At 43.7% G+C, this 20,960-nt stretch carries 18 protein-coding genes and 1 other annotated feature; of the genes, 3 read left to right on the top strand and 15 right to left on the bottom strand.

Translation table 11 applies throughout. From position 1 onward, the window contains the following. Positions 1 to 176: 176 nt before the first annotated feature. From glgA to topA, 3 genes are all read right to left on the bottom strand, one after another. Entirely contained in the window at positions 177 to 1,628 is a 1,452-nt protein-coding gene (glgA, locus tag M9194_RS13075; protein ID WP_250613112.1) for a glycogen synthase GlgA, read from the bottom strand. Beyond that, complete coding sequence (gene glgC, locus M9194_RS13070) at positions 1,618 to 2,835, bottom strand: glucose-1-phosphate adenylyltransferase (protein WP_250613111.1); 1,218 nt, start codon at positions 2,833 to 2,835, stop codon at positions 1,618 to 1,620. Before glgC ends, glgA begins: the two co-directional genes overlap by 11 nt. Before the next feature lie 512 nt (positions 2,836 to 3,347). Then, the gene (gene topA, locus M9194_RS13065; protein ID WP_250613110.1) at positions 3,348 to 5,975 is read right to left on the bottom strand and encodes a type I DNA topoisomerase; all 2,628 of its coding nucleotides are present in this window, start codon (positions 5,973 to 5,975) and stop codon (positions 3,348 to 3,350) included. Between the two features lie 340 nt (positions 5,976 to 6,315). On the opposite strand from topA, the gene M9194_RS13060 reads away from it, so the two are divergent. Then, positions 6,316 to 6,564: a DUF2498 family protein gene (locus tag M9194_RS13060; protein WP_250613109.1), complete on the top strand. Its 249-nt coding sequence runs from the start codon at positions 6,316 to 6,318 to the stop codon at positions 6,562 to 6,564. 98 nt (positions 6,565 to 6,662) lie between these two features. Here the strand turns inward: M9194_RS13060 and ruvC are convergent, their stop codons facing one another. From ruvC to M9194_RS13005, 11 genes are all read right to left on the bottom strand, one after another. Continuing rightward, positions 6,663 to 7,184: a crossover junction endodeoxyribonuclease RuvC gene (gene ruvC / locus M9194_RS13055; protein WP_250613108.1), complete on the bottom strand. Its 522-nt coding sequence runs from the start codon at positions 7,182 to 7,184 to the stop codon at positions 6,663 to 6,665. 36 nt (positions 7,185 to 7,220) lie between these two features. Then, the gene (locus M9194_RS13050; protein WP_250613107.1) at positions 7,221 to 7,964 is read right to left on the bottom strand and encodes a YebC/PmpR family DNA-binding transcriptional regulator; all 744 of its coding nucleotides are present in this window, start codon (positions 7,962 to 7,964) and stop codon (positions 7,221 to 7,223) included. A 93-nt stretch (positions 7,965 to 8,057) separates the two neighbouring features. Continuing rightward, complete coding sequence (gene hisIE / locus M9194_RS13045) at positions 8,058 to 8,693, bottom strand: bifunctional phosphoribosyl-AMP cyclohydrolase/phosphoribosyl-ATP diphosphatase HisIE (RefSeq protein ID WP_250613106.1); 636 nt, start codon at positions 8,691 to 8,693, stop codon at positions 8,058 to 8,060. Next, on the bottom strand, positions 8,690 to 9,463 hold the full coding sequence (hisF, locus tag M9194_RS13040; RefSeq protein WP_250613105.1) for an imidazole glycerol phosphate synthase subunit HisF: 774 nt from the start codon (positions 9,461 to 9,463) through the stop codon (positions 8,690 to 8,692). The genes hisIE and hisF overlap by 4 nt, the downstream gene beginning before the upstream one ends. Further along, positions 9,445 to 10,182, bottom strand: a complete 738-nt coding sequence (gene hisA, locus M9194_RS13035) for a 1-(5-phosphoribosyl)-5-[(5-phosphoribosylamino)methylideneamino]imidazole-4-carboxamide isomerase (protein ID WP_250613104.1) — start codon at positions 10,180 to 10,182, stop codon at positions 9,445 to 9,447. The genes hisF and hisA overlap by 19 nt, the downstream gene beginning before the upstream one ends. A 12-nt stretch (positions 10,183 to 10,194) precedes the next feature. Then, positions 10,195 to 10,812, bottom strand: a complete 618-nt coding sequence (gene hisH, locus M9194_RS13030; protein ID WP_250613103.1) for an imidazole glycerol phosphate synthase subunit HisH — start codon at positions 10,810 to 10,812, stop codon at positions 10,195 to 10,197. After that, positions 10,813 to 11,886 (bottom strand): bifunctional histidinol-phosphatase/imidazoleglycerol-phosphate dehydratase HisB, encoded by a 1,074-nt coding sequence (gene hisB, locus M9194_RS13025; protein WP_250613102.1) that lies wholly within the window; start codon positions 11,884 to 11,886, stop codon positions 10,813 to 10,815. Between the two features lie 49 nt (positions 11,887 to 11,935). Further along, positions 11,936 to 12,976, bottom strand: a complete 1,041-nt coding sequence (gene hisC / locus M9194_RS13020) for a histidinol-phosphate transaminase (protein WP_250613101.1) — start codon at positions 12,974 to 12,976, stop codon at positions 11,936 to 11,938. Further along, a complete protein-coding gene (gene hisD, locus M9194_RS13015; RefSeq protein WP_250613100.1) occupies positions 12,976 to 14,274 on the bottom strand; it encodes a histidinol dehydrogenase in 1,299 nt (432 codons plus the stop codon). Before hisD ends, hisC begins: the two co-directional genes overlap by 1 nt. A gap of 5 nt (positions 14,275 to 14,279) precedes the next feature. Next, on the bottom strand, positions 14,280 to 15,176 hold the full coding sequence (gene hisG / locus M9194_RS13010) for an ATP phosphoribosyltransferase (protein WP_250613099.1): 897 nt from the start codon (positions 15,174 to 15,176) through the stop codon (positions 14,280 to 14,282). Positions 15,177 to 15,241: 65 nt separating this feature from the next. After that, positions 15,242 to 15,370: a sequence feature (His leader region), on the bottom strand. Between the two features lie 127 nt (positions 15,371 to 15,497). Next, entirely contained in the window at positions 15,498 to 17,090 is a 1,593-nt protein-coding gene (locus M9194_RS13005) for a Na+/H+ antiporter NhaC family protein (protein WP_250613098.1), read from the bottom strand. Between the two features lie 733 nt (positions 17,091 to 17,823). Here M9194_RS13005 and M9194_RS13000 point away from each other — a divergent pair. Then, the gene (locus tag M9194_RS13000) at positions 17,824 to 18,237 is read left to right on the top strand and encodes an H-NS family histone-like protein (RefSeq protein WP_250613097.1); all 414 of its coding nucleotides are present in this window, start codon (positions 17,824 to 17,826) and stop codon (positions 18,235 to 18,237) included. Positions 18,238 to 18,316: 79 nt separating this feature from the next. On the opposite strand, the gene M9194_RS12995 is transcribed toward M9194_RS13000, so the two are convergent. Then, positions 18,317 to 19,621 (bottom strand): inosine/guanosine kinase, encoded by a 1,305-nt coding sequence (locus M9194_RS12995; protein WP_250613096.1) that lies wholly within the window; start codon positions 19,619 to 19,621, stop codon positions 18,317 to 18,319. A gap of 222 nt (positions 19,622 to 19,843) precedes the next feature. On the opposite strand from M9194_RS12995, the gene mnmA reads away from it, so the two are divergent. Then, positions 19,844 to 20,953: a tRNA 2-thiouridine(34) synthase MnmA gene (mnmA, locus tag M9194_RS12990; protein WP_250613095.1), complete on the top strand. Its 1,110-nt coding sequence runs from the start codon at positions 19,844 to 19,846 to the stop codon at positions 20,951 to 20,953. Positions 20,954 to 20,960 lie beyond the last annotated feature (7 nt).

Below are 20,960 nucleotides of genomic sequence, written 5' to 3'. Positions count from 1 at the left end.
TGGTAATGACAAATCGACCAAACTGTAACTCCCCTACAATCATGGCTAGCTTGAAACATACACATTTCAGATCAAACTATTTTGTACTTCAGTAACTCGACAAAAAACGAGGTTAGCTTAGTACTAACCTCGTTATATGGATAGCAATTTTCGTTCAAGTGTCTATGGTTTATTACCTACGCACTAAAATACAAATCGAGATACTCTCTTGCGGCATTCTTCCAACAAAAATCCTGCTTCATGGCATGAGCTTGGACTCGCGCCATTTCGTCCGGGCTCTGGGTATAAAGCAGTAAAGAGTTAAGTAGCGTCAACAATAAGTCAAGTGGCTTGGGCTCATAGAACACAAACCCGGTGGCCAACTCACGATCGCTGTAATAATCCCTCACGCTGTCTTTTAAGCCTCCCACTCCACGTACAATAGGCAAAGATCCATAAGCCATACTGTAAATTTGATTCAGTCCACATGGTTCAAATTCTGAAGGCATCAAGAAGAAATCTGAGCCTGCTTCAACAAGATGCGCTAGGCGATTACTGTACGCTTCGACAAAAACAAACTTATCGGCATGTATTGCCGACAATTCCTTAAGCTGACTGGCCAGTATAGGGTCACCCGTCCCTACTATTACCAATTGAACATCGTGAGCTAAGAACTTATCTAATATCGGCAGTAAGTAGTGAATACCTTTCTGATTGGTTAAACGGCAGACCATGCCGTACATCGCCACTTTACGTGCTGGTAAACCTAACTCTTCTTGGAGCACACGTTTGGCTGCCTGCTTGCCAATTGCCATGCTTTCACTATCTGAAGAATAGGTTTTCGGTAAAAACTCATCAGTTTTGGGATTCCAAGACGAGTAATCACATCCATTTAAAATGCCGATCAAGTCTTTCTCTCTGGCCTTGAATTCCTTATGCATGCCGTGACCACCGAGCTCGGTTTTTAGCTCTTCTGCATAACTTGGACTGACAGCATTGATTTTATCGGCAGACATCACCCCTGCTTTTAGCATAGTGACGTGCGTTGAACTGATCGCCGCTTCCGGAACAAATCTAGAGTGAAATTCCCTAAGACAATGTAGCTCTTCATAACTGAAGACGCCTTTAAAAACGGCATTATGGATTGTCAGAATGCTTTTTGTCGCGCTAAAGAACGCGTCGTTTCGATAACGCGTTTTCAATAAGTAAGGCACCAAGCCCGTGTGCCAATCGTTAGCATGGACAACATCTGGTTTAAAGGAAAGCTTGGCTAACATGTCCAGACACGCTGCACTAAAAAATGCAAATCGTTCGCCATTATCGGCATAGGCTTGATTGTTCTCAGCGTACATTTCATCGCGTTCGAAATACTGCGGACAATCAATCGCGTAAACTGGCACCCCGGACACACTTAACTCAAGTACTTTGTATTCGGTGTGCGGCCACGTATCGAGTTGTGTCTCTAAAAGCACAGGCGCTTTATCAACATTGGTTACATTACGATACGCTGGTATAGAAATACGTACATCTTGATCCAGGTTGAGCAGCGCCTCGGGTAGGGCTTTCGCCACATCGGCCAGCCCCCCACTTTTGATTAGCCCTTCAACCTCTGACGCTACAAATAGAATAGACAAACTCTTAGTAGCCAATTTTTGCTCCTTTTGGTATTACCACAATGCCATCATCTGAAACATGATATCGCTTTTTATCTTCTTGTAAATTCACACCAAGTTGTACACCAGGAGCAATGTCTGCACCTTTATCAATGATGACACGACGCAATACGCATCCTTCGCCAACTTTGACATCACCAAGGAATATACTCTCACTGATATCACACGATGACGCGACATTGCTACGGAAGCCCAACACGGATTTTTCGATGCGAGATCCTCGAACATAGCTACCATTGCACACAAGACTATCAATGATTTGAACTCGTCCATTGTCTGAATCACTAAAAGTGGCGGGAGGGAGAGGTGGGTGATAGGTGTGAAGTGGCCATTTGCGATTGTATAGAGAGAAGGGAGCGTCTTTTTCGAGTAGATCCATATGGGCTTGCCAGTAGGAATCTATCGTTCCGACATCTCGCCAATACACTTCCTCTTTCTCTCCAGTGATTGTGTTCGTACTGAAGTCATAAACAAAAACATCGCCACGAGGATACATGTTAGGAATGATGTCTTTGCCAAAATCGTGTGTCGAGTCTTCCTTATCGGCATCTTCAATCAGCTCAGCAAACAATGTTTTTGCTTCAAACACATAGTTACCCATAGAAACCAGTGCATGTTCTGGATCACCCGGAATCGACTTTGGCTCGGATGGCTTTTCTTCAAAGCCAATCATTCGGCCGTCTTTGTCTACTTCAATCACACCAAATTGAGTAGCTTCAGCGATAGGCACTCTTAGCGCAGATACGGTTAGCGACGCTTTTTGTTTTTTATGGAAATCAATAAATTGTTTGATATCCATTTTATAGATGTGGTCCGAGCCAAAGATACAGACATGTTCTGGCTCTGATAACTCCATAAAACGCACGTTTTGATAGATAGCGTCTGCAGTACCTTCATACCAACGTTTGCCAGTTCGCATCTGAGCGGGAATGGGGTCAATGAACTGATCAGTGATGCCATTTATATTCCAACCTTGCTTCAAGTGATAAAACAAAGATTGAGACTTAAATTGCGTCAGCACATAAATCCTCATCAGACCTGCATTGACAAAGTTATTGAGTGCAAAATCTATAAGCCTGTAACTCCCACCAAATGGTACAGAAGGTTTACTGCGAGACCCGGTTAATGGTCTTAAACGTGAACCCTCACCACCGGCAAGAATCATTCCTAGTACACCAGCCATTGTTTATCTCCATGTTCTTTATCATTTAAACAGATAGTTCTTAAGTCGAACCATTTATCCTTTAAACCCGCTGAACTTTATTTTTACCAACTAATTGACAATATAAAAAATCAACTAAGAGCGATCTTAAGTTGATGACGTCATCGTTAAAGTTCGATGTTATGTGCTGCTACTTTTGTCATTATTTATTCCACTACAGAGATATGGATATTTTATTATTGGTAGCAAAACCTTGCACAATATGCATGCTCCATCACATGCTACAACTACAATACCTCGAACTTGCATAGTTGTCTCGTGAAAAGTGGCACTAAATTGGGGGTAAAATTTAGATAGTTATAGGTAAGAATTTGTCAATAGATAAATAGGATAGGATTTAATAAGTTGCATCGATATATGGTGTGTAATGCATGTTAATATACTTTGTAATTGTCATATTTCTGCATAAATTTCAGGTGTAAAAAAGCCACCGCATATTGTGGTGGCCTTCGCTTATAAACTACGTGAAACCGCTATTTCTTTGGCTTCTTTCTTTTATCGGTAATTTCCCAGTTACCATCAACATAGAGCGCTGTCCAGCCAGAAGGCTTACCATCGACCTCCGAGCGCACATAATTCTCTTTAGATTTACGGCTGAATCGAACCACAGTTGGTCGACCATCGGGATCTTTCACTGGCGCCTGCGCTAAATGTGCAAACTTAGCTGGCAGTCTTTCCTTAAATCGAGCAAGCTCAGCAACAAGCGGCGCTCGGGTCTCACGCGATTTAGGGAAGTTGCTCGCCGACATAAACAAGCCAGATGCGCCATCACGTAGTACAAAGTACGCATCAGAGTTTTCACACGGTAATTCAGGGAAATGCACCGGATCTTCTTTTGGTGGTGCGACTTCGCCATTTTTCAAGATCTTACGAGTGTTCTTACAGTCCTCATTGGTACAATCCATATACTTACCAAAGCGACCATTTTTCAGCACCATGTCGGAGCCACATTTATCACACTCAACGACGGGCCCGTCATAACCTTTGACTTTGTATTCACCGTGTTCAACGATATAGCCGTCGCAGTTTGGATTGTTACCACAAACATGTAGCTTACGTTTATCATCGATTAAATACGCATCCATTGCCGTTTCACATATTGGACAACGTTTCTTCGCACGTAGCGCTGCGGTTTCAACGTCTTCTTCCAATACGTTGACAATGCCTTCTTCGTCACCAAGGTTAATCGTGGTCTTACAACGCTCTTTAGGTGGCAGCGCATAGCCTGAGCAACCTAAAAATACGCCTGTTGATGCTGTACGAATCCCCATTGGACGTGAGCATGTCGGACATTCAATATCCGTCATCACGATATGATTTGGCTTCATACCGCCAAGGTCTTCATCCTGCTCAGCTTTCTCAAGATCGCCACTAAAGTCTGAGAAGAAGCTATCTAAAACGCCTTTCCAGCTTCTTTCACCTTCTGCGATTTGGTCAAGCTTTTGCTCCATTCTCGCGGTGAAGTCATAGTTCATCAGATCGTTAAAGCTGCCATCGAGCCTATCGGTAACAATTTCACCCATTTTTTCAGCGTAAAAACGACGTTGTTCAACACGCACGTAGCCACGATCTTGGATGGTAGAAATGATAGACGCGTATGTAGAAGGACGACCAATGCCTTTCTTTTCTAGCTCTTTAACTAAAGCCGCTTCGGTATAACGCGCTGGCGGTTTAGTAAAGTGCTGCTTAGGGTCAAGAGCAATCAAGTCTAACTTATCACCAATTTGCACTGGCGGAAGGATCTGGTCTTCGTTTTTACCGAGTGGGCGTTGTACTCTTGTCCAACCATCAAATTTTAAAATTCGGCCTTTCGCTTTCAAAGTATATTCAGCGGCCTTTACACTGACAGTGGTAGAGTCATATTTGGCTGGCGTCATTTGACATGCAACAAACTGGTTCCAAATCAAGGCATAAAGCTTGTGAGCATCTGGGTCCATACTTTGCAAGTCATCGGCTTTCACGTCAACACTAGAAGGTCGAATCGCTTCGTGCGCCTCTTGTGCTCCTTGCTTACTGCCATAGACGTTGGCTTTAGCAGGCAAATACGTGTCACCAAACTCACTCGAAATAAACTCTCTCACCGCATCCACAGCTTCAGAGCTTAGGTTTGTCGAGTCAGTACGCATATAGGTGATATAGCCTGCCTCATACAGCCTTTGAGCTAGCATCATGGTCTTTTTCACACCATAACCCAAGCGCGTGCTCGCAGCTTGTTGCAAAGTCGATGTGATGTACGGGGCAGAAGGTTTGCTTGATGTTGGCCTGTCTTCTCTTTTACAAACTTCATAGCTGGCTTGTTTTAGCGCAGCAACCGAATTGTCGACGTCACCCTTATTTGTAGGCTTGAAGGCCGCACCGTCTTTTTGTGCTACCTGAAGGCGAAAATCGGTTTTATCGGCCGTTTTAGTATCCGCGTGAATATCCCAAAACTCTTCGGGAACAAAAGCGTTAATCTCTCTTTCACGCTCAACCAATAACTTCACGGCTACAGACTGAACACGCCCTGCTGATAGACCACGGGCGACTTTCTTCCACAACAGTGGTGAGACCATGAAACCCACCACACGGTCCATAAATCGACGCGCTTGCTGGGCATTCACACCATCCATGTTGAGCTCGCCTGGAGTCTCGAAAGCTTGTTGAATGGCGTTTTTAGTGATTTCGTTAAATACAACGCGCTTATAACGTTCCTCGTCTCCGCCTATGATCTCGCGAAGGTGCCAGGCAATCGCTTCTCCTTCACGGTCCAAATCGGTTGCGAGATAAACGCTATCTGCGTCTTTCGCTAGCTTTTGCAGCTCGGCAACCACCTTCTCTTTACCGGGCAGAATTTGGTAATTTGCATCCCATCCATGATACGGATCGATGCCCATTTTTTTAATGAGCGACTTTCTATCTTTTTCTTTCTTAAGGCGAGCTTTTTCTTCTGGGCTCAAGCCTTTAGTAGAGACTGCAGCCGCTTTTTTGCCAGTACTCTGGCCTGCTGTTGGAAGATCACGAACATGTCCAACGCTCGACTTTACAATAAAGTCTTTACCAAGATATTTATTTATCGTTTTAGCCTTTGCAGGAGACTCTACGATAACGAGTGATTTACCCATATTTAATTAAACGCCTTTCATCACTGCGCGGTTCACTCCGCACAACGTACCAATACTTACATCTTGCTTGTTAATATCGAGCCTGAATACTAGAAGATCAATCTCTTTTTGAAAATTTAATTTCAACCGTATGACAATTGGCCGCAAAATTAATTCCCGTTTTTATCGTATTGACCAAAATACACAAACGAGAATACGGAACGACAAATACTAGACTTCAGGCCTCTTGGGTGACTACTATAAGCGACAAATTCGCGCTAAACATCACATTTTTAACAATAGCTATCTATAAGTTTCGTTTCCGCGGTTGCTTTCACTGTCGCTTTAGTAAGGTATATAAATGAATAATAAGCAAGTCATTTCACCCTTTGACCTTCTATTAATAGCCAATCAATTAATCCAAGATCACCCAGAATATATTGCTGGCATGCGTGCCGACTCGGTAGAAGAAAAAGATGCCGTCCTCATATTTAAGGGAGAGAATTTCTTAGACAAAAACGGTTTGCCTACAGAGAAAACACCTGCCACTTTTAATATGTTCAAGTACTTAGCTCATCGACTGTCCAATGAATTTACTATAGAAAAATAGCTTAACCAGTATTTATCTATAGTCAACAAATTCAAAACAATATGCAACCCTATACATTTAATAAAAAATATCTATACCCAAGTAACTTGGGTATAAAATTAACGATACCGCCCTTTCTTAGCACTGGTCGCTTTACCAGCGAGGGCGACAAGCGTTTTATTGGTGTTAGCATGACAAATTGCCACGCCCAGAGCGTCTGCTGCATCTGATTGGGGTTTACTCGACAGTTTCAGCATATGTTGCACCATATGCTGAACTTGGGCCTTATCTGCCCCACCTGTGCCTACAACAGCCTGTTTAATTAACCGAGCAGCATATTCAAAAACAGGAAGGCCCGCATTCGATGCAGCCACAATTGCACTGCCTCTCGCTTGACCCAGCTTGAGCGCCGAATCGGCGTTTTTGGACATAAAAACTTGCTCAATGGCGAAAACATCCGGTTGGAACTGAGTAATGATTTCAGTGACGCCAGCATAAATCTGCTTGAGTTTGCTTGCTAGATCACCGTCAGACATACGAATACAGCCACTCCCCATATAGTGTAGATGCCGCCCTTGCTGACCAATAACACCGTATCCTGTCACTCTAGAACCCGGGTCAATGCCTAAAATAATCGACATACCTTTGTTTGATATCCTTATGGTTTGCCTGTCTTTTTACAAAGAGTCCGCCACTTCTTGAGAGATATCTCCGTTATGGTACACCTCTTGAACATCATCGAGATCCTCTAAGGTGTCAATTAAACGCATCAGCTTAGGTGCAGAATCGGCGTCTAGATCAGCTTTTGTAGAAGGGATTAAGGTGACTTCTGCGTTTGCCGCTTCAAACCCTGCCTCATCCAACGCATCTTTGACTGGGCCAAAGTCATTTGGTGTAGTGTACACATCAATGGCACCATCCTCTGCACTTTCAATATCATCTGCACCCGATTCCAAAGCGACTTCCATGACTGCGTCTTCATCAAGACCAGGGGCATAAGAAATGACACCTTTTTTGCTAAATAAATAGCTTACGCTGCCATCTGTACCTAAATTGCCACCGGACTTAGAAAACGCATGCCTAACCCCAGATACGGTGCGGTTGCGATTGTCTGTGAGACATTCAACCATAACGGCGGTTCCTGCGGGTCCATAGCCTTCATAAACCACCGTTTCCATGTTCTCATCGCCTTCGCCGCCAGCCCCTCTGCTGACCGCTCGATTGACTGTATCTCGAGTCATGTTATTGGAGAGTGCCTTATCAATCGCCGCTCTTAGCCTAGGGTTATTATCCGGGTCTCCGCCCCCTTCTTTTGCCGCAACGACAATTTCTCGGATGAGCTTGGTAAAGATTTTTCCACGCTTTGCATCTTGCGCTGCTTTACGGTGACGAATGTTCGCCCATTTACTGTGACCTGCCATCTTTATCCTTCTTATAAGTAACAAACCGTAAGGCGTAGTATACGCACCTTACGGTTTGGATTAAGAACTTATTGTCGTTTTCTAATTAAAAGCCTATTTGTGCCGCTCTTTAAGCTTGTCGATCACTGTGCTCAGAGATAAGCCCTGATCTTGAAGCAATACCAAAAGGTGATAGATGAGATCGGCCGATTCACACACGAGCTCAGCCTTGTCACCCGAAGTCGCCGCTAGCGCTACCTCGACCCCCTCTTCACCCACTTTTTGAGAAATTCGTTTTGTTCCTCTGGCATAAAGACTAGCGGTATAAGATGAATCAGGATCGGCATGCTTTCTTTCCGCCAGCAGCTTTTCTAACTGACTGAGCCAAACCATTTGCGACTCCTCACTAGGGTTACCATCCCAACATGTTGTTGTGCCCTTATGGCAAGTTGGGCCAACTGGATGAACCTTAACCAACAGGGTGTCGTTATCGCAATCGAGAGAAATCGTTTTTAGCTTCAGCACATTGCCTGACGTTTCACCTTTCGTCCATAAACGTTGTTTGCTTCGTGAAAAAAACGTCACCAGTTGGGTATCAAGCGTTTTGCTCAATGCTTGGTCATTCATATAACCCATCATAAGTACCTGACTGGAGGCAAAGTCTTGAACGATAGCCGGAACTAAGCCATCGACTTTCTGCCAATCAATGCGCTCGATAAGTTGATCACTATTCGCGTTCACAAAGGTCATACTCTCACCTCGATACCTTGCTGGATTAAATATTGTTTTAGCTCGCCAATATTGATGACCTGTTTATGAAACACAGAAGCGGCTAGTGCCCCATCGACATTGGTTTCTTGATACGCTTGGGCAAAGTGCTCCATCGCACCTGCACCACCAGAGGCTATCAGTGGCACGCGGCAAACCTCCCTGACCAGGTTCAACTGGTCCAGATCGTAACCCTGTCTGACCCCATCTTGATTCATCATGTTCAGAACAATTTCACCAGCGCCTCGGGTTTGTACTTCTTTCACCCAATCAATGGTTTGCCATTGAGTCGCTTTAGTTCGTTGCTCATCGCCAGTAAATTGATAGACTTGATACTGGCCTGTCTCTTTATCGTAATAAGAATCTATGCCGACCACGATACATTGCACGCCAAATTTATCGGCAAGCTCAGTAATAAGATTTGGGTTGGCAAGAGCCGGTGAATTTATCGATACTTTGTCGGCACCAAATTGCAAAATTTGCGCAGCATCCTCTGCCGATTTAATACCTCCTGCGACACAAAATGGAATATCAATCACTTCGGCAACTCGGGTAACCCAGCTCTTATCCACCACTCGCCCATCACTGGACGCAGTAATATCATAAAATACCAGCTCATCAGCCCCTTCTTCTGCGTACCTTTTCGCAAGCGGCACAATATCCCCTATGATTTCGTGGTTACGGAACTGCACCCCTTTAACGACTTGCCCATCTTTAACATCAAGGCAGGGAATTATTCGCTTTGCCAACATTGGAATGCCTCCTGAGCACTGAATTTACCATCAAGTAAAGCTCGGCCTACGATAACCCCTGCTACTCCAGAGCCTTTGAGCGCTTCAATATCCGCCAACGAACCAATGCCGCCTGACGACTGAAATTGAACTTGCGGGTACTGTCTACATAGGTCTCGATACAACTCAACGTTAGAGCCGGATAATGTTCCGTCTCGAGAAATATCGGTGCAGAGCACGTGTTGTAGTCCAACGGTTAAATAATCGTTGATAAGCGCTTCCATGGTCACCCCTGAGTTTTCTTGCCAACCCGATGTGGCTACACGACGTGCGCCTGATTCATCAATATTAATATCCAGCGCTAGAACGATTTTCTCCGCGCCGAACTTTTCAATCCATTGTTTGACAGACTCTCGGTCTTTTACTGCAGTAGAGCCGATAACAACACGCTGTGCGCCTGCTGTGAGCAATTCGGATACATCTTTCTCGCTACGAACGCCACCACCAATCTGAATATTGGCGGGCGTACTCGCCAACAATCTAGAGATAAGTTCAAGCTGGCGTGCTTGCGTGTTTTTTGCACCTGTTAGGTCGACCAAATGCAGCCAGTTAGCGCCCGCGTCATGGTATGCGTTAAATTGCTCCGCAGGATCTACTTTATATTGCGTTACTTGACCATAGTCCCCTTGAAACAAGCGAACGACCTGGCCTTCAATTAAATCTAATGCTGGAATGATCACTTTGTTCGCCTTTTATAATTCTAGAAAGTTTTGAATCAACTGAGCGCCAGCCTTACTAGAGCGCTCTGGGTGAAATTGCACGCCGTAAAAATTGCCCTTTTGCAAGGCGGCCGTAAACGGTTTACCGTACTCGCATTGTGCAATCGTGTCCTGGCTCACTGGCATACCGTAACTATGTACGAAATAAAAATACTGATCTTTCTCGATACCTTTGAATAAAGGATGGCCTTCGTTTGCTACTACTTTATTCCAGCCCATATGTGGTAAAGGGAGGCCACCGGTTTCAAGTATTCGTATATCACCGCTACTTATCCCTAAACACTCAACATCCTCAGTTACCTGTGTCCCTTTTTCCTCAGAGAGACGACCAAGTAACTGCATGCCAAGACAGATGCCTAGCAGTGGCTTTTCGACACGCTTGATTAGCTGAATAAGATCTCGCTGTTTTAGGTTGTTCATCGCTTCTTTTGCGGTGCCAACACCTGGTAAAAACAACTTGTCCGCAGATAATATGTCGTCAGCTTGTCTGGAGATAGAGACTTGGTAGCCCAACCTTTCGATAGCAAACTTCACCGAGGAGACGTTCGCGCAGCCAGTATCAATGATGACGATTTTTGCTTCACTGGCCATTCAAAGTACCCCTTTACTACTGGGCAATTCATTACCTTCGACTTTGATCGCTTGTCTCAACGTTCGACCAAAAGATTTAAATAAGCTTTCAATAATGTGGTGATCGTTATTACCACTCGAAGACAAATGTAATGTACACGCAAGCGTATCCGTTAAAGATCTGAAAAAGTGCACAACCATTTCGGTTGACAAATCGCCTACCGCTTCGCGACTAAATGAAGCATCAAATTTCAAATATGGCCGCCCTGAGAGATCTAAAGCGCATTGAGCCAGGCACTCATCCATAGGCAGACTAAAACCAAATCGGCCAATACCGCGCTTGTCACCTAACGCTTCTTTAATGGCTTGCCCTAACGCTAAGGCTGTGTCTTCAACGGTATGGTGATCATCTATGTGCAAATCCCCGTTCACTTGAACTTGCATGGTAAATCCACCGTGAGTAGCAATCTGATCCAACATATGATCGAAAAAGCCCATGCCGGTTGAAATTTGATTTTCGCCAGTTTGATCCAAGTTGACTTGAATTTGGATGTCGGTCTCTTTGGTTTTACGAGAAACTTCAGCGATGCGCTGTGTGACAGTGAGTTGTTTGACAATATCTTGCCAGCCCATAGTCTCTGGGTGATACTGAATACCACGAATCGCCATGTTTTCAGCAAGTTGCATGTCAGTTTCTCTATCACCAATCACAACCGATCGCTGAAAATCAACTAACCCTTTTTGTAGGTATTCTTTGACGAGGCCAAGTTTGGGTTTGCGACACGTGCAGTTGTCGGCATCAAAGTGTGGGCAGATCAGTACATCGTCAAATTTGACCCCCTGAGAATAAAACAGGTCCATCATCATTTGATGTGGTGCATCAAAATCTTCTTGCGGATAACTGTCAGTGCCAAGGCCATCTTGATTCGTCACCATCACCAACTTGTATCCTGCCTCTTGTAAAGCCAATAAGCTTGGAATGACAAATGGTTCAAATTTTAACTTATCCAATCGGTCCACTTGAAAATCAACCGGAGGCTCTACGATCAACGTACCATCACGATCAATAAAGAGAATTTTTTGTTGTTTGCTCACAGTGTCTACCTTACATACTTCTTGAGTTCTCACCAGATTTAAAGGCTGGTTATGAATAATAATTTCTTATAAAACCAAGCACTTTTTCACACTCATCTCGGCTACCAATACTAATGCGCACACCATTTTCCAATGGGGAGTTACGTAGAATCATCCCTGCATCCCAAGTTGCCTTAAACAACTCGTCTCCATCTGGAAATTGAACCAGCAAGAAGTTGCCCCAACCGTCAAACACGGTTAGCCCACTCATCAAATCAAGCCCCGCTTTTAGATAGGCTCGATTGGCATTGAGCTCTAACACTTGGCTTTGCATTTTAGCCAAACCGCTTTCCGACAACGCTGCTATTGCGATGTCGCTCACCGGTAAAGGCACCGGATAAGGCGCAATGACTTTCAATAACACATTGATAATGTTTTCGTCCGCAAGAACAAACCCACAACGCAGCCCGGCTAATGCAAACGCTTTCGACATGGTTCTCAATATCGCAAGGTTGGGGTATTGCTCAATTAAGTCGGCCGATGACATCTCCAAGCAAAAGTCGATGTATGCCTCATCCACCACCACAATGGCTCTGTCTTTGGTCATTTCTAGCAAGGCCACGATGTCTTCTTTACGAATTAAGTTACCCGTTGGGTTATTCGGATTACAGACAAACACCAATTTCACTTGGTTTAAATTGTCTTCAATAGCGTCTAAATCCAACTGCCAATCTTGGGTCAAAGGCACTTGTTTTTGCCTAACACCTATTGTTTCTGCGCTGATTTCATACATGCCATAGGTTGGCGGACAATACAAAATTGCCTCTTCACCCGGCTCACAAAATGCTCGAATCAGCAGCTCTATCCCTTCGTCGGCACCTCGGGTTGTCAACACTTGTTCTGGCTGAACATTGGAATAATCCGCATAAGCATTGATGAGCTCTTGGGGCTGACATTCGCCATAGCGATTTAGCCGACTGCAGTCGAGCTTATACTCGTTATCAAAGGGGGACTCGTTCGCATTTAGCCATACATCACCACTGCCACCAATGCGACGGGCCGATTGGTAAGGTGTCAGAGCCTGTACTCGTTTTCTGGCCAGTTTTTCCATTATGCTTCTCCCTTTTTCAACATCTCAACTCGAACGGTTACGGCCCTTTTGTGTGCATCTAGCCCTTCAGACTCCGCGATTTTCTCGACGGTTGGCGCAATATCTAACAAACCTTGTGAAGAAAGTTCCTGAACGGTCATTCGTTTGGAGAAATCAGCTAAACCTAGGCTTGAGTAGGTGCGCGTGTAGCCATAGGTCGGCAACACATGGTTGGTACCAGACGCATAGTCACCCACCGACTCTGGCGACCAATCCCCTAAAAATACCGAGCCTGCGTTGTCTAACAAAGGCAGCAGCTCTCTAGGGCTTTTGGTCTGCACGATGAGGTGCTCTGGGCCATAGAAATTGGAAATAGATACGGCTTGAGTCAAGGATTCAGCAATAATAATAATGCTCGAAGATAGTGCTTGCTCTGCAATGTCGGCGCGAGGCAATTGGGCAAGTTGAGATTTCACCTCATCAGCAACTTGATCAGCAATAATAGGTGAAGGCGTCACCAGCACGACTTGAGAGTCAGGACCGTGCTCTGCTTGGCTTAACAAATCAGCCGCGACAAACTCCGGCTTTGCTGTCTCATCGGCGATGACTAATACTTCTGACGGCCCCGCAGGCATATCGATGGCCGCGCCATTGAAATCGTTACTGACTTGGCGTTTCGCTTCTGTCACATACGCATTACCTGGCCCAAAAACTTTATCCACTTTGGTGATGGTTTCCGTGCCATAAGCCATCGCAGCAATCGCCTGAGCACCGCCGACACTGTATATTTCATCGATGTCACACATCTTTGCTATATATAAGATTTCGTCCGCGATAGGAGGTGGAGAACACAATACAACTTTACGGCATCCAGCAATTTTGGCGGGTACACCGAGCATTAATGCTGTAGATGAAAGTGGCGCACTGCCACCGGGAATATAAAGACCGACTTTATTAACTGCTCGAGTGATTTGCTCACACACCACACCAGGCTGAGTCTCAACACGAATTGGCTGGGACTTTTGCGCTTTATGGAATTTAGCAATATTATCGTAAGCCACGTTGAGCGCCGATTTCATCTCATCTGAAAGACGACCCGAGGCTTGTTTTATTTGCTCGTCAGAGACGCGGATTGATTCGAGCTCAATACCATCAAATTGACGAGTGAGATCACCAAGCGCACTATCACCTGATGCTATAACTTGCGCGATCACATCGCTGACTGCAGCCGAGATATCTTTGCCTGCTGAAATAGCAGGCCTTTTTAATATGGTTTCTTGCTGAGACTCGCTCAAAGATTGCCATCCAACTGTACGCATCCTACCTACCCCATCATTTTTTCGATTGGTAATACTAAAATTGAACTTGCACCTAACTCTTTAAGTTGTTCCATGGTTTCCCAGAATAAGTTCTCTGTACTGACCAGATGAATCGCCACTTTTTGTTTATCAGACGCCAAAGGCAGTACGGTTGGATCTTCAGCGCCTGGCAGTAAAGATTTCACCTCTTCTAGCTTGTCTACTGGTGCGTGTAACATGATGTATTTGGATTCTTTAGCTTGCTGAACCCCTTGCATACGAGTCAGCAACTTTTCAATCAAAGCCACTTTGTCTGCATCGAAATCACCAGTACGCTGAATTAATGTTGCTTTCGATTCAAAAATGATGTCCGCTTCTTTTAAGCCATTGGCTTCTAGCGTTGCACCAGTGGAAACCAGATCGGCAATGGCATCCGCCAGCCCAGCGCGAGGGGCCACTTCAACCGACCCAGTTAGCATGCAAGTGCTGTAATCTACCCCTTGCTTATCCATGTACGCTTTTACAAGCTGCGGATAAGTGGTTGCAATTCGCTTGCCCGCTAAATCCTGAGGGCCGGTATAGGTTTCATCTTTATCAACCGCAATAGATAGACGGCAATCACCGTAGTCTAAACGTCTTAATGCCACAAACTCACAAGCCTCACCCGACGCTTTTCTCTCAAGCCTAACTTCTTCTAACTCGTTTTCACCAATAAAGCCTAGATCGACAACACCATCCATAATCAAACCTGGGATATCGTCATCACGAACCAAGAGAAGATCAATTGGCATATTCAAAGAATGAACCACCAAACGCTCCCCCATGACATTAAACTTAACTCCGCATTTTTTAAGTAGCTCTTGGCTGTCTTTGCTTAATCGACCTTTTTTTTGAATAGCAATTCTTAGGCGTTGTGTCTGCATGATGTGCTTCCTAATAAACAGATTAAAACTGGCACCCAATTCACCTCAAGGCATGTTGGGTATATATAAAAAAACCCTCGGGATTGTGGCTCCCGAGGGTCTGAATCTGTTGTTAAAATTCACCTCCGGGAGATTGGTCTCCCGGGTACGCGCTCACCTCCCCGAAAGACTATTTAGGGTGATGATGGTGATGAATGTTCATTTCAATATTGCGCATACTCATATTACTGTATTAGTTCAGTGGTACACCTAGACACTAACTAAGCGCGCGGTGTTTTGCAACCCCTTTATTGAAAATAATTGTCCATGACTGTTTTCATCTCAAACGTGGCGTTCACTCGATGTTGACATACGAGACCGAGACATCACTGAAAACACCACACAAACAATGACAAAAGCAATCGTCGTTATCAATAAAGAAAGCGCTAGAGACTCAGTTTGACCAAGTACGATAAAGCCTATACTTGAAATAAAGGCAACGGCAAGTGCATAAGGTAGTTGAGTTGAAACATGAGCAATGTGGTTACACTTAGCCCCTGTTGATGACAATATCGTGGTATCGGATATTGGAGAGCAATGATCGCCAAATACCGATCCTGCGAGAACCGCGCTTAACATAGGTAGCATCAGAGAAATTTCAATGGATGCGGCCATGTCTCCGGCAATGGGTAACATAATACCAAATGTGCCCCATGAAGTACCGGTAGAAAAGGCCATCAAACCAGACAACAAGAAAAGGATGACTGGCAACCAGGCTGGACTGACATTCCCCTGCGCAAGAGTTGAAAGATACGATCCAGTTTGCATGTCTCCGATCACCTTGCCAATGGTCCATGCAAAAATCAATATGATGATGGCACCCTTCATCGATTTGGCTCCAACCCACAGAGCAAAGCCAATATCCTTAGTAGGTAACTTTTGCTTTAACACAATGATCAAAGAGGACAACACCCCAATCGCACTGCCAATGATTAGGGAAGTGCCGACATTAGTATTTTCCAGCGCAGCAAATAGAGAATAAGCTTTATTTTGCGCCTCTAATGATTGTAACCCTGTCACAAGCATTGCAGAAAATGTGCTGATAATAAGTATGACGATAGGTGCAATAAGATAGACCACTTTGCCATTTGGGCTTTCTTTTATACCGAGCTCTTCATCTTGTGATGGATGGTTTTCATCTTCATCGATACATTGAGCTTGAGATGCTTTAATCTCGTGTTTACGCATCGGCCCTATATCTAACGAAAACCATGCCACAACAAACACCATTAACAAGGCGAAAATAGCGTAGAAGTTCATTGGTATCAGACGTAAATATGCACCAAGCGCTGAATATTCGACAATACCGTGAGAAATCAAAATACCACTGACAATTGTCATAATATAAGCTCCCCAGCTAGAAACTGGAGAAATTACACACATAGGCGCAGCCGTTGAATCTAAAATGTATGCTAGCTTAGCTCGTGATACATAAAATCTATCGGTTACTGGCCGTGAAATAGAGCCGACAGCCAAACTATTAAAATAATCATCAATAAATATAAATACACCTAAAACGGCGGCAAGGAGCTTGGAGCCTCTTTTACTTTTTACCTTATGCTGCGCCCAATTAGCGAAAGCGGCTGTACCGCCGGACAAGGCAAGCAGCGCAGTCATCATTCCCAGTAAAATAAGAAAGCCAAGAATACTCATATTCCAAGTATTTAGCCCGCCGTCTTCAATAAAGACGCCGAATAAAGTCGCGCCTAGGTATTGAGTCGACTCGTAGATCGAGTGATCGGCCAGCAAAAATGCACCTAAAAGGATACCAACACCTAATGAGGCAATAACGTGACGAGTAACGATGGCCAAGCTTAACGCGACCACTGCTGGCAACAAGGAAATAGGGGAAGAGCTAAAGTCTATTAAATTCATGATCTTTAAACCAGTTAATAAGTGGTAAGAGGACTACAGCATTTGTAAAATAGGTATCCTGCTCTAGTTTTTGTAAGCAGGTTTATATGATCTCTAAATGCGTACTCAGTACCCAATATTACGGTAGTACTCCATTACATAATAAAGAAAAGGTTGCGATGGCAATGTGACTATTTACATCAATAGATAGTCGTCATTGTTAATCAATACTTATGTGGGTAAAAGAACCAACCAATGATGATGCCATGATGGCTAGCCCTATTGTTACGTCAGTAAACTTTAAGTGCAATATCACCTGAGTGTTAATTTGTTACAAATGTTAATCATATTTCACCTAAACATTACTGATAAACATGATAACTAATATAGAATAACTCATAGCGCCTTTATGCGCGCACCTGTTTTCATAATAGTGTTTTATCTAAAAACTACTCTACTCATGCAAAACAACAAAAATAGATTTCATTATCCAAAGTAAGAATGTGTTAGACATCACTTTTTCATAAAACAGACAATTACAGTGTGTGAAATAAGCAACATATGTAGTAATTTAAAGTTAGTTTTGTATAGAATGCGATTAAGTTTACTTAAGGATAACCAGTAAAACTTCAAATGCAGAAAAATATCGATATTTTGCAGAGAAATTAATCACTATTTGCAATCGCTTTATTGTTTTCATCTGCAATGCAGTTTAATATTATTAGGTCGTTTGTTTTAATTCATAGGAATTGTAATGTCGGAAATAACTAAAACTTTATTAAATATTCGTAGTCTACGTGCTTTCGCTCGCGAATTAACTCTTGAGCAACTGGAGGAAGCGTTGGAAAAATTGACTACTGTCGTTGAAGAAAGACAGGAAGTAGAAGCTCAAGAACGCGAAGCACTAGCTAAACAAGAAGCTAAACTATCTGCTATTGCTGATCAAATCGCTAAAGACGGCATTGACGTTGAAGCACTTATCTCTGCACTATCTGGCGAAGGTAAATCTAAAGGTAAAGCGAAATCTAAGCGCGCACCTCGTCCACCTAAATACAAATACGTAGATGCGTCAGGCGAAGAGAAAACGTGGACAGGCCAAGGCCGTACACCTTCTGCTATTCAAGTAGCCCTTGATAAAGGTAAAAAACTAGAAGACTTCGCAATTTAATTAAGCGATATCTAGAATAATATGAATTTAAAAAGCCGCTATAAAGCGGCTTTTTTGTTCTTACCTTAAGCGAGGAAAACTATCTTTCCCAATATGCTTCTTCTAAACTATCTTCACGTTCAGGCAAGCCCTTAGATAATCTTGGTGAATGCTGGGCAAGCACCTCATAGCTCGCTCGGTTAGCGTATTTGCAAACCTGTGAAAATGATGAATACGTTAAAAAGGAATAACTGTGTTTGCTTGAATTCGGGACATTTTCTTTATGGTATTTATTTGCCGCCATATCATGCAATAATGCAGACAATGCCGCGTCGCCAGCACCATTGGTATTTTTAATTTTCTCAGGGCCACCCATATAAGGTGATATGTGTGAATAGACTCGAATTGGATCAGAGCACAGACCTCTAATAGCTGGGCGGCTGAATTCGTACCGATTAAATTCAGCAATTTTGCCAGGTAACAAAGGCAACGACGTTTGTCGTTTCGCTGCACTTTCAGTATACCCTGCCATAAATAGACCCAATGGCCCAGCAGTGCATAATACCAAGTCAACCCAATCTAATGCCTTATTTGCAGCAGCAAGAGGATCACTCTCTCCGGTTAATGCTTCCGCCTCTTCTTCATTCATTGCGACAACAGAAACATTGTCTTGCAAAAATGTCTGCCAATAAGCTTGGTCTTCTTGAATGACATATTTTGTCCCAAGTGTTAAAACGACTGGAACATTATATTTTTTTGCATACTCGATGGCTTTCATAGTCGCATCAGGCATTGGGTCGCCTTCTTTACAACGCACCAAATAAGCGGTCAAGACTAAAGCTGACGCATTTTCAAATATCGACTCATGAATACTTTCAGGTCTTAGTTGATTCATTTGACCTTCGCTTATCGCAAAAGTTCGCTCGCCATCTTCAGTTATAAGCGTAAAACAGCGCCCAATCGGCCCATCCACACCTTGCAAGTAGTTGAGATCCATTCGACTTGAAGTGTTACATAAATAACGATACCCATAGCTACCAATTTTGATATCTTGGCTCATCACTCCGAGTAGTGTTGATTTGTCATCCGCAAGAACTGAGTAATTATGAAGTGTATTCCCTATCGTGCCGCCAGCAAATTCATTGGTAATTAAATTATTTGTGACTAATTCCTGGTACAAACGTTCTGCCGCTTCGTCATCGATAACTAACGAATGCCCTTTACTTAGACTGAACTTATCAATAAGTTCGCTAGACACTTTCGCTTCGATGTCCACTAGGGTTTGATCAATACCAATAATGTGAGTGTGGGACATGTTTTTATTGTGCTGAACCTGACCAACTAGAGGGTCTCGCTCATCCACAGGGAAATAATGTTTGGATTTTCTTTGTCCAGGAAATTTCATAATGTAGGTTCTAAGGTCTATTGACCGTTTTGCGGTGATACAGAGAAAGATGGCGGATTTTACATTGACTGTCACCTCACAGCAACATAACCGACAAAGGCAAACGTTTGCCTTGTGAAAAATGTATAATTTCATACTCGCTGTGATTTGACTCTCAGATCTGTCCCCAAGCGGTGCTTTCTGTTAGAATCTGCGTCCGGTTTATGTATGTGGTGTATATTGATGTCCGACAACAATCTAAAAAAAGTCATCGTTGGTATGTCTGGTGGCGTTGACTCGTCTGTATCTGCTTATCTTTTGCAACAGCAAGGTTATCAGGTTGAAGGTCTTTTCATGAAAAATTGGGAAGAAGACGATGGAGAAGAATATTGCACAGCCGCTGAAGATTTAGCGGATGCTCAAGCAGTATGTGATAAGCTCGGCATCGAATTACACACAGTAAACTTCGCTGCTGAGTACTGGGATAACGTTTTCGAGTATTTTCTCTCTGAGTACAAAGCGGGCAGAACCCCTAACCCTGATATTCTTTGTAATAAAGAAATCAAATTTAAAGCCTTTCTGGATTTTGCTGATGATGTATTAGAGGCAGACTATATCGCCATGGGTCACTATGTTCGTCGCACCATGTCCGAGAGCAATGATCCGGTACACATGTTGCGCGGCCTAGATAGCAACAAAGATCAAAGCTATTTCCTCTATACCCTTAGTCACGAACAATTGGCTCGTAGCCTCTTTCCTGTCGGTGAGCTCGATAAATCTGAGGTGCGAAAAATCGCTGAAGAGCAAGGATTAATCACGGCCAAAAAGAAAGATTCAACCGGCATTTGTTTTATCGGTGAGCGCAAATTTACTGAATTTTTATCTCGTTATTTACCAGCACAACCGGGTAAAATCGAGACGCCAGAAGGCAAAGTCATTGGTGAACATCAAGGGTTGATGTACCACACATTAGGCCAACGCAAAGGGCTTCATATTGGAGGTCAAAAAGGTGGCGGTGGTAACGAAGATCCGTGGTATGTTGCAGATAAAGATCTAAAACGAAATGTTCTCATAGCGGTTCAAGGCGCTGATCACCCATTATTGAAATCCGATGGGCTTGTCGCTTCGCAACTACATTGGGTCTCTAGAAAATCGGTAACTGAGCCATTTAAGTGTACAGTAAAAACACGCTATCGCCAGCAAGACATCCCATGCACTGTCCTTCCCATTGACGAGAACAGCATCAAAGTTGAGTTTGATGATCCGCAAGTGGCTGTCACACCTGGTCAGTCCGCTGTCTTTTATGATGGTGAGGTGTGTTTAGGTGGCGGAATCATCGAACAACGGATATAAACGATTC

The organism is Vibrio sinus (assembly GCF_023634645.1).
Taxonomy (GTDB): Bacteria; Pseudomonadota; Gammaproteobacteria; order Enterobacterales; family Vibrionaceae; genus Vibrio; species Vibrio sinus.
This window is presented reverse-complemented; position numbering and strand designations above follow the sequence as displayed.

Bases quoted from the DNA above. Each gene is read 5' to 3' on its own strand.
- hisF (WP_250613105.1), bottom strand. From the start codon at position 9,463: ATGTTGGCAAAGCGAATAATTCCCTGCCTTGATGTTAAAGATGGGCAA.
- M9194_RS13000 (WP_250613097.1), top strand. From the start codon at position 17,824: ATGTCGGAAATAACTAAAACTTTATTAAATATTCGTAGTCTACGTGCT.
- hisG (WP_250613099.1), bottom strand. From the start codon at position 15,176: ATGCAGACACAACGCCTAAGAATTGCTATTCAAAAAAAAGGTCGATTA.
- hisH (WP_250613103.1), bottom strand. From the start codon at position 10,812: ATGGCCAGTGAAGCAAAAATCGTCATCATTGATACTGGCTGCGCGAAC.
- glgC (WP_250613111.1), bottom strand. From the start codon at position 2,835: ATGGCTGGTGTACTAGGAATGATTCTTGCCGGTGGTGAGGGTTCACGT.
- mnmA (WP_250613095.1), top strand. From the start codon at position 19,844: ATGTCCGACAACAATCTAAAAAAAGTCATCGTTGGTATGTCTGGTGGC.
- ruvC (WP_250613108.1), bottom strand. From the start codon at position 7,184: ATGTCGATTATTTTAGGCATTGACCCGGGTTCTAGAGTGACAGGATAC.
- topA (WP_250613110.1), bottom strand. From the start codon at position 5,975: ATGGGTAAATCACTCGTTATCGTAGAGTCTCCTGCAAAGGCTAAAACG.
- M9194_RS13060 (WP_250613109.1), top strand. From the start codon at position 6,316: ATGAATAATAAGCAAGTCATTTCACCCTTTGACCTTCTATTAATAGCC.
- M9194_RS13005 (WP_250613098.1), bottom strand. From the start codon at position 17,090: ATGAATTTAATAGACTTTAGCTCTTCCCCTATTTCCTTGTTGCCAGCA.
- hisC (WP_250613101.1), bottom strand. From the start codon at position 12,976: ATGGAAAAACTGGCCAGAAAACGAGTACAGGCTCTGACACCTTACCAA.
- M9194_RS12995 (WP_250613096.1), bottom strand. From the start codon at position 19,621: ATGAAATTTCCTGGACAAAGAAAATCCAAACATTATTTCCCTGTGGAT.
- hisD (WP_250613100.1), bottom strand. From the start codon at position 14,274: ATGCGTACAGTTGGATGGCAATCTTTGAGCGAGTCTCAGCAAGAAACC.
- hisIE (WP_250613106.1), bottom strand. From the start codon at position 8,693: ATGACCTTTGTGAACGCGAATAGTGATCAACTTATCGAGCGCATTGAT.
- M9194_RS13050 (WP_250613107.1), bottom strand. From the start codon at position 7,964: ATGGCAGGTCACAGTAAATGGGCGAACATTCGTCACCGTAAAGCAGCG.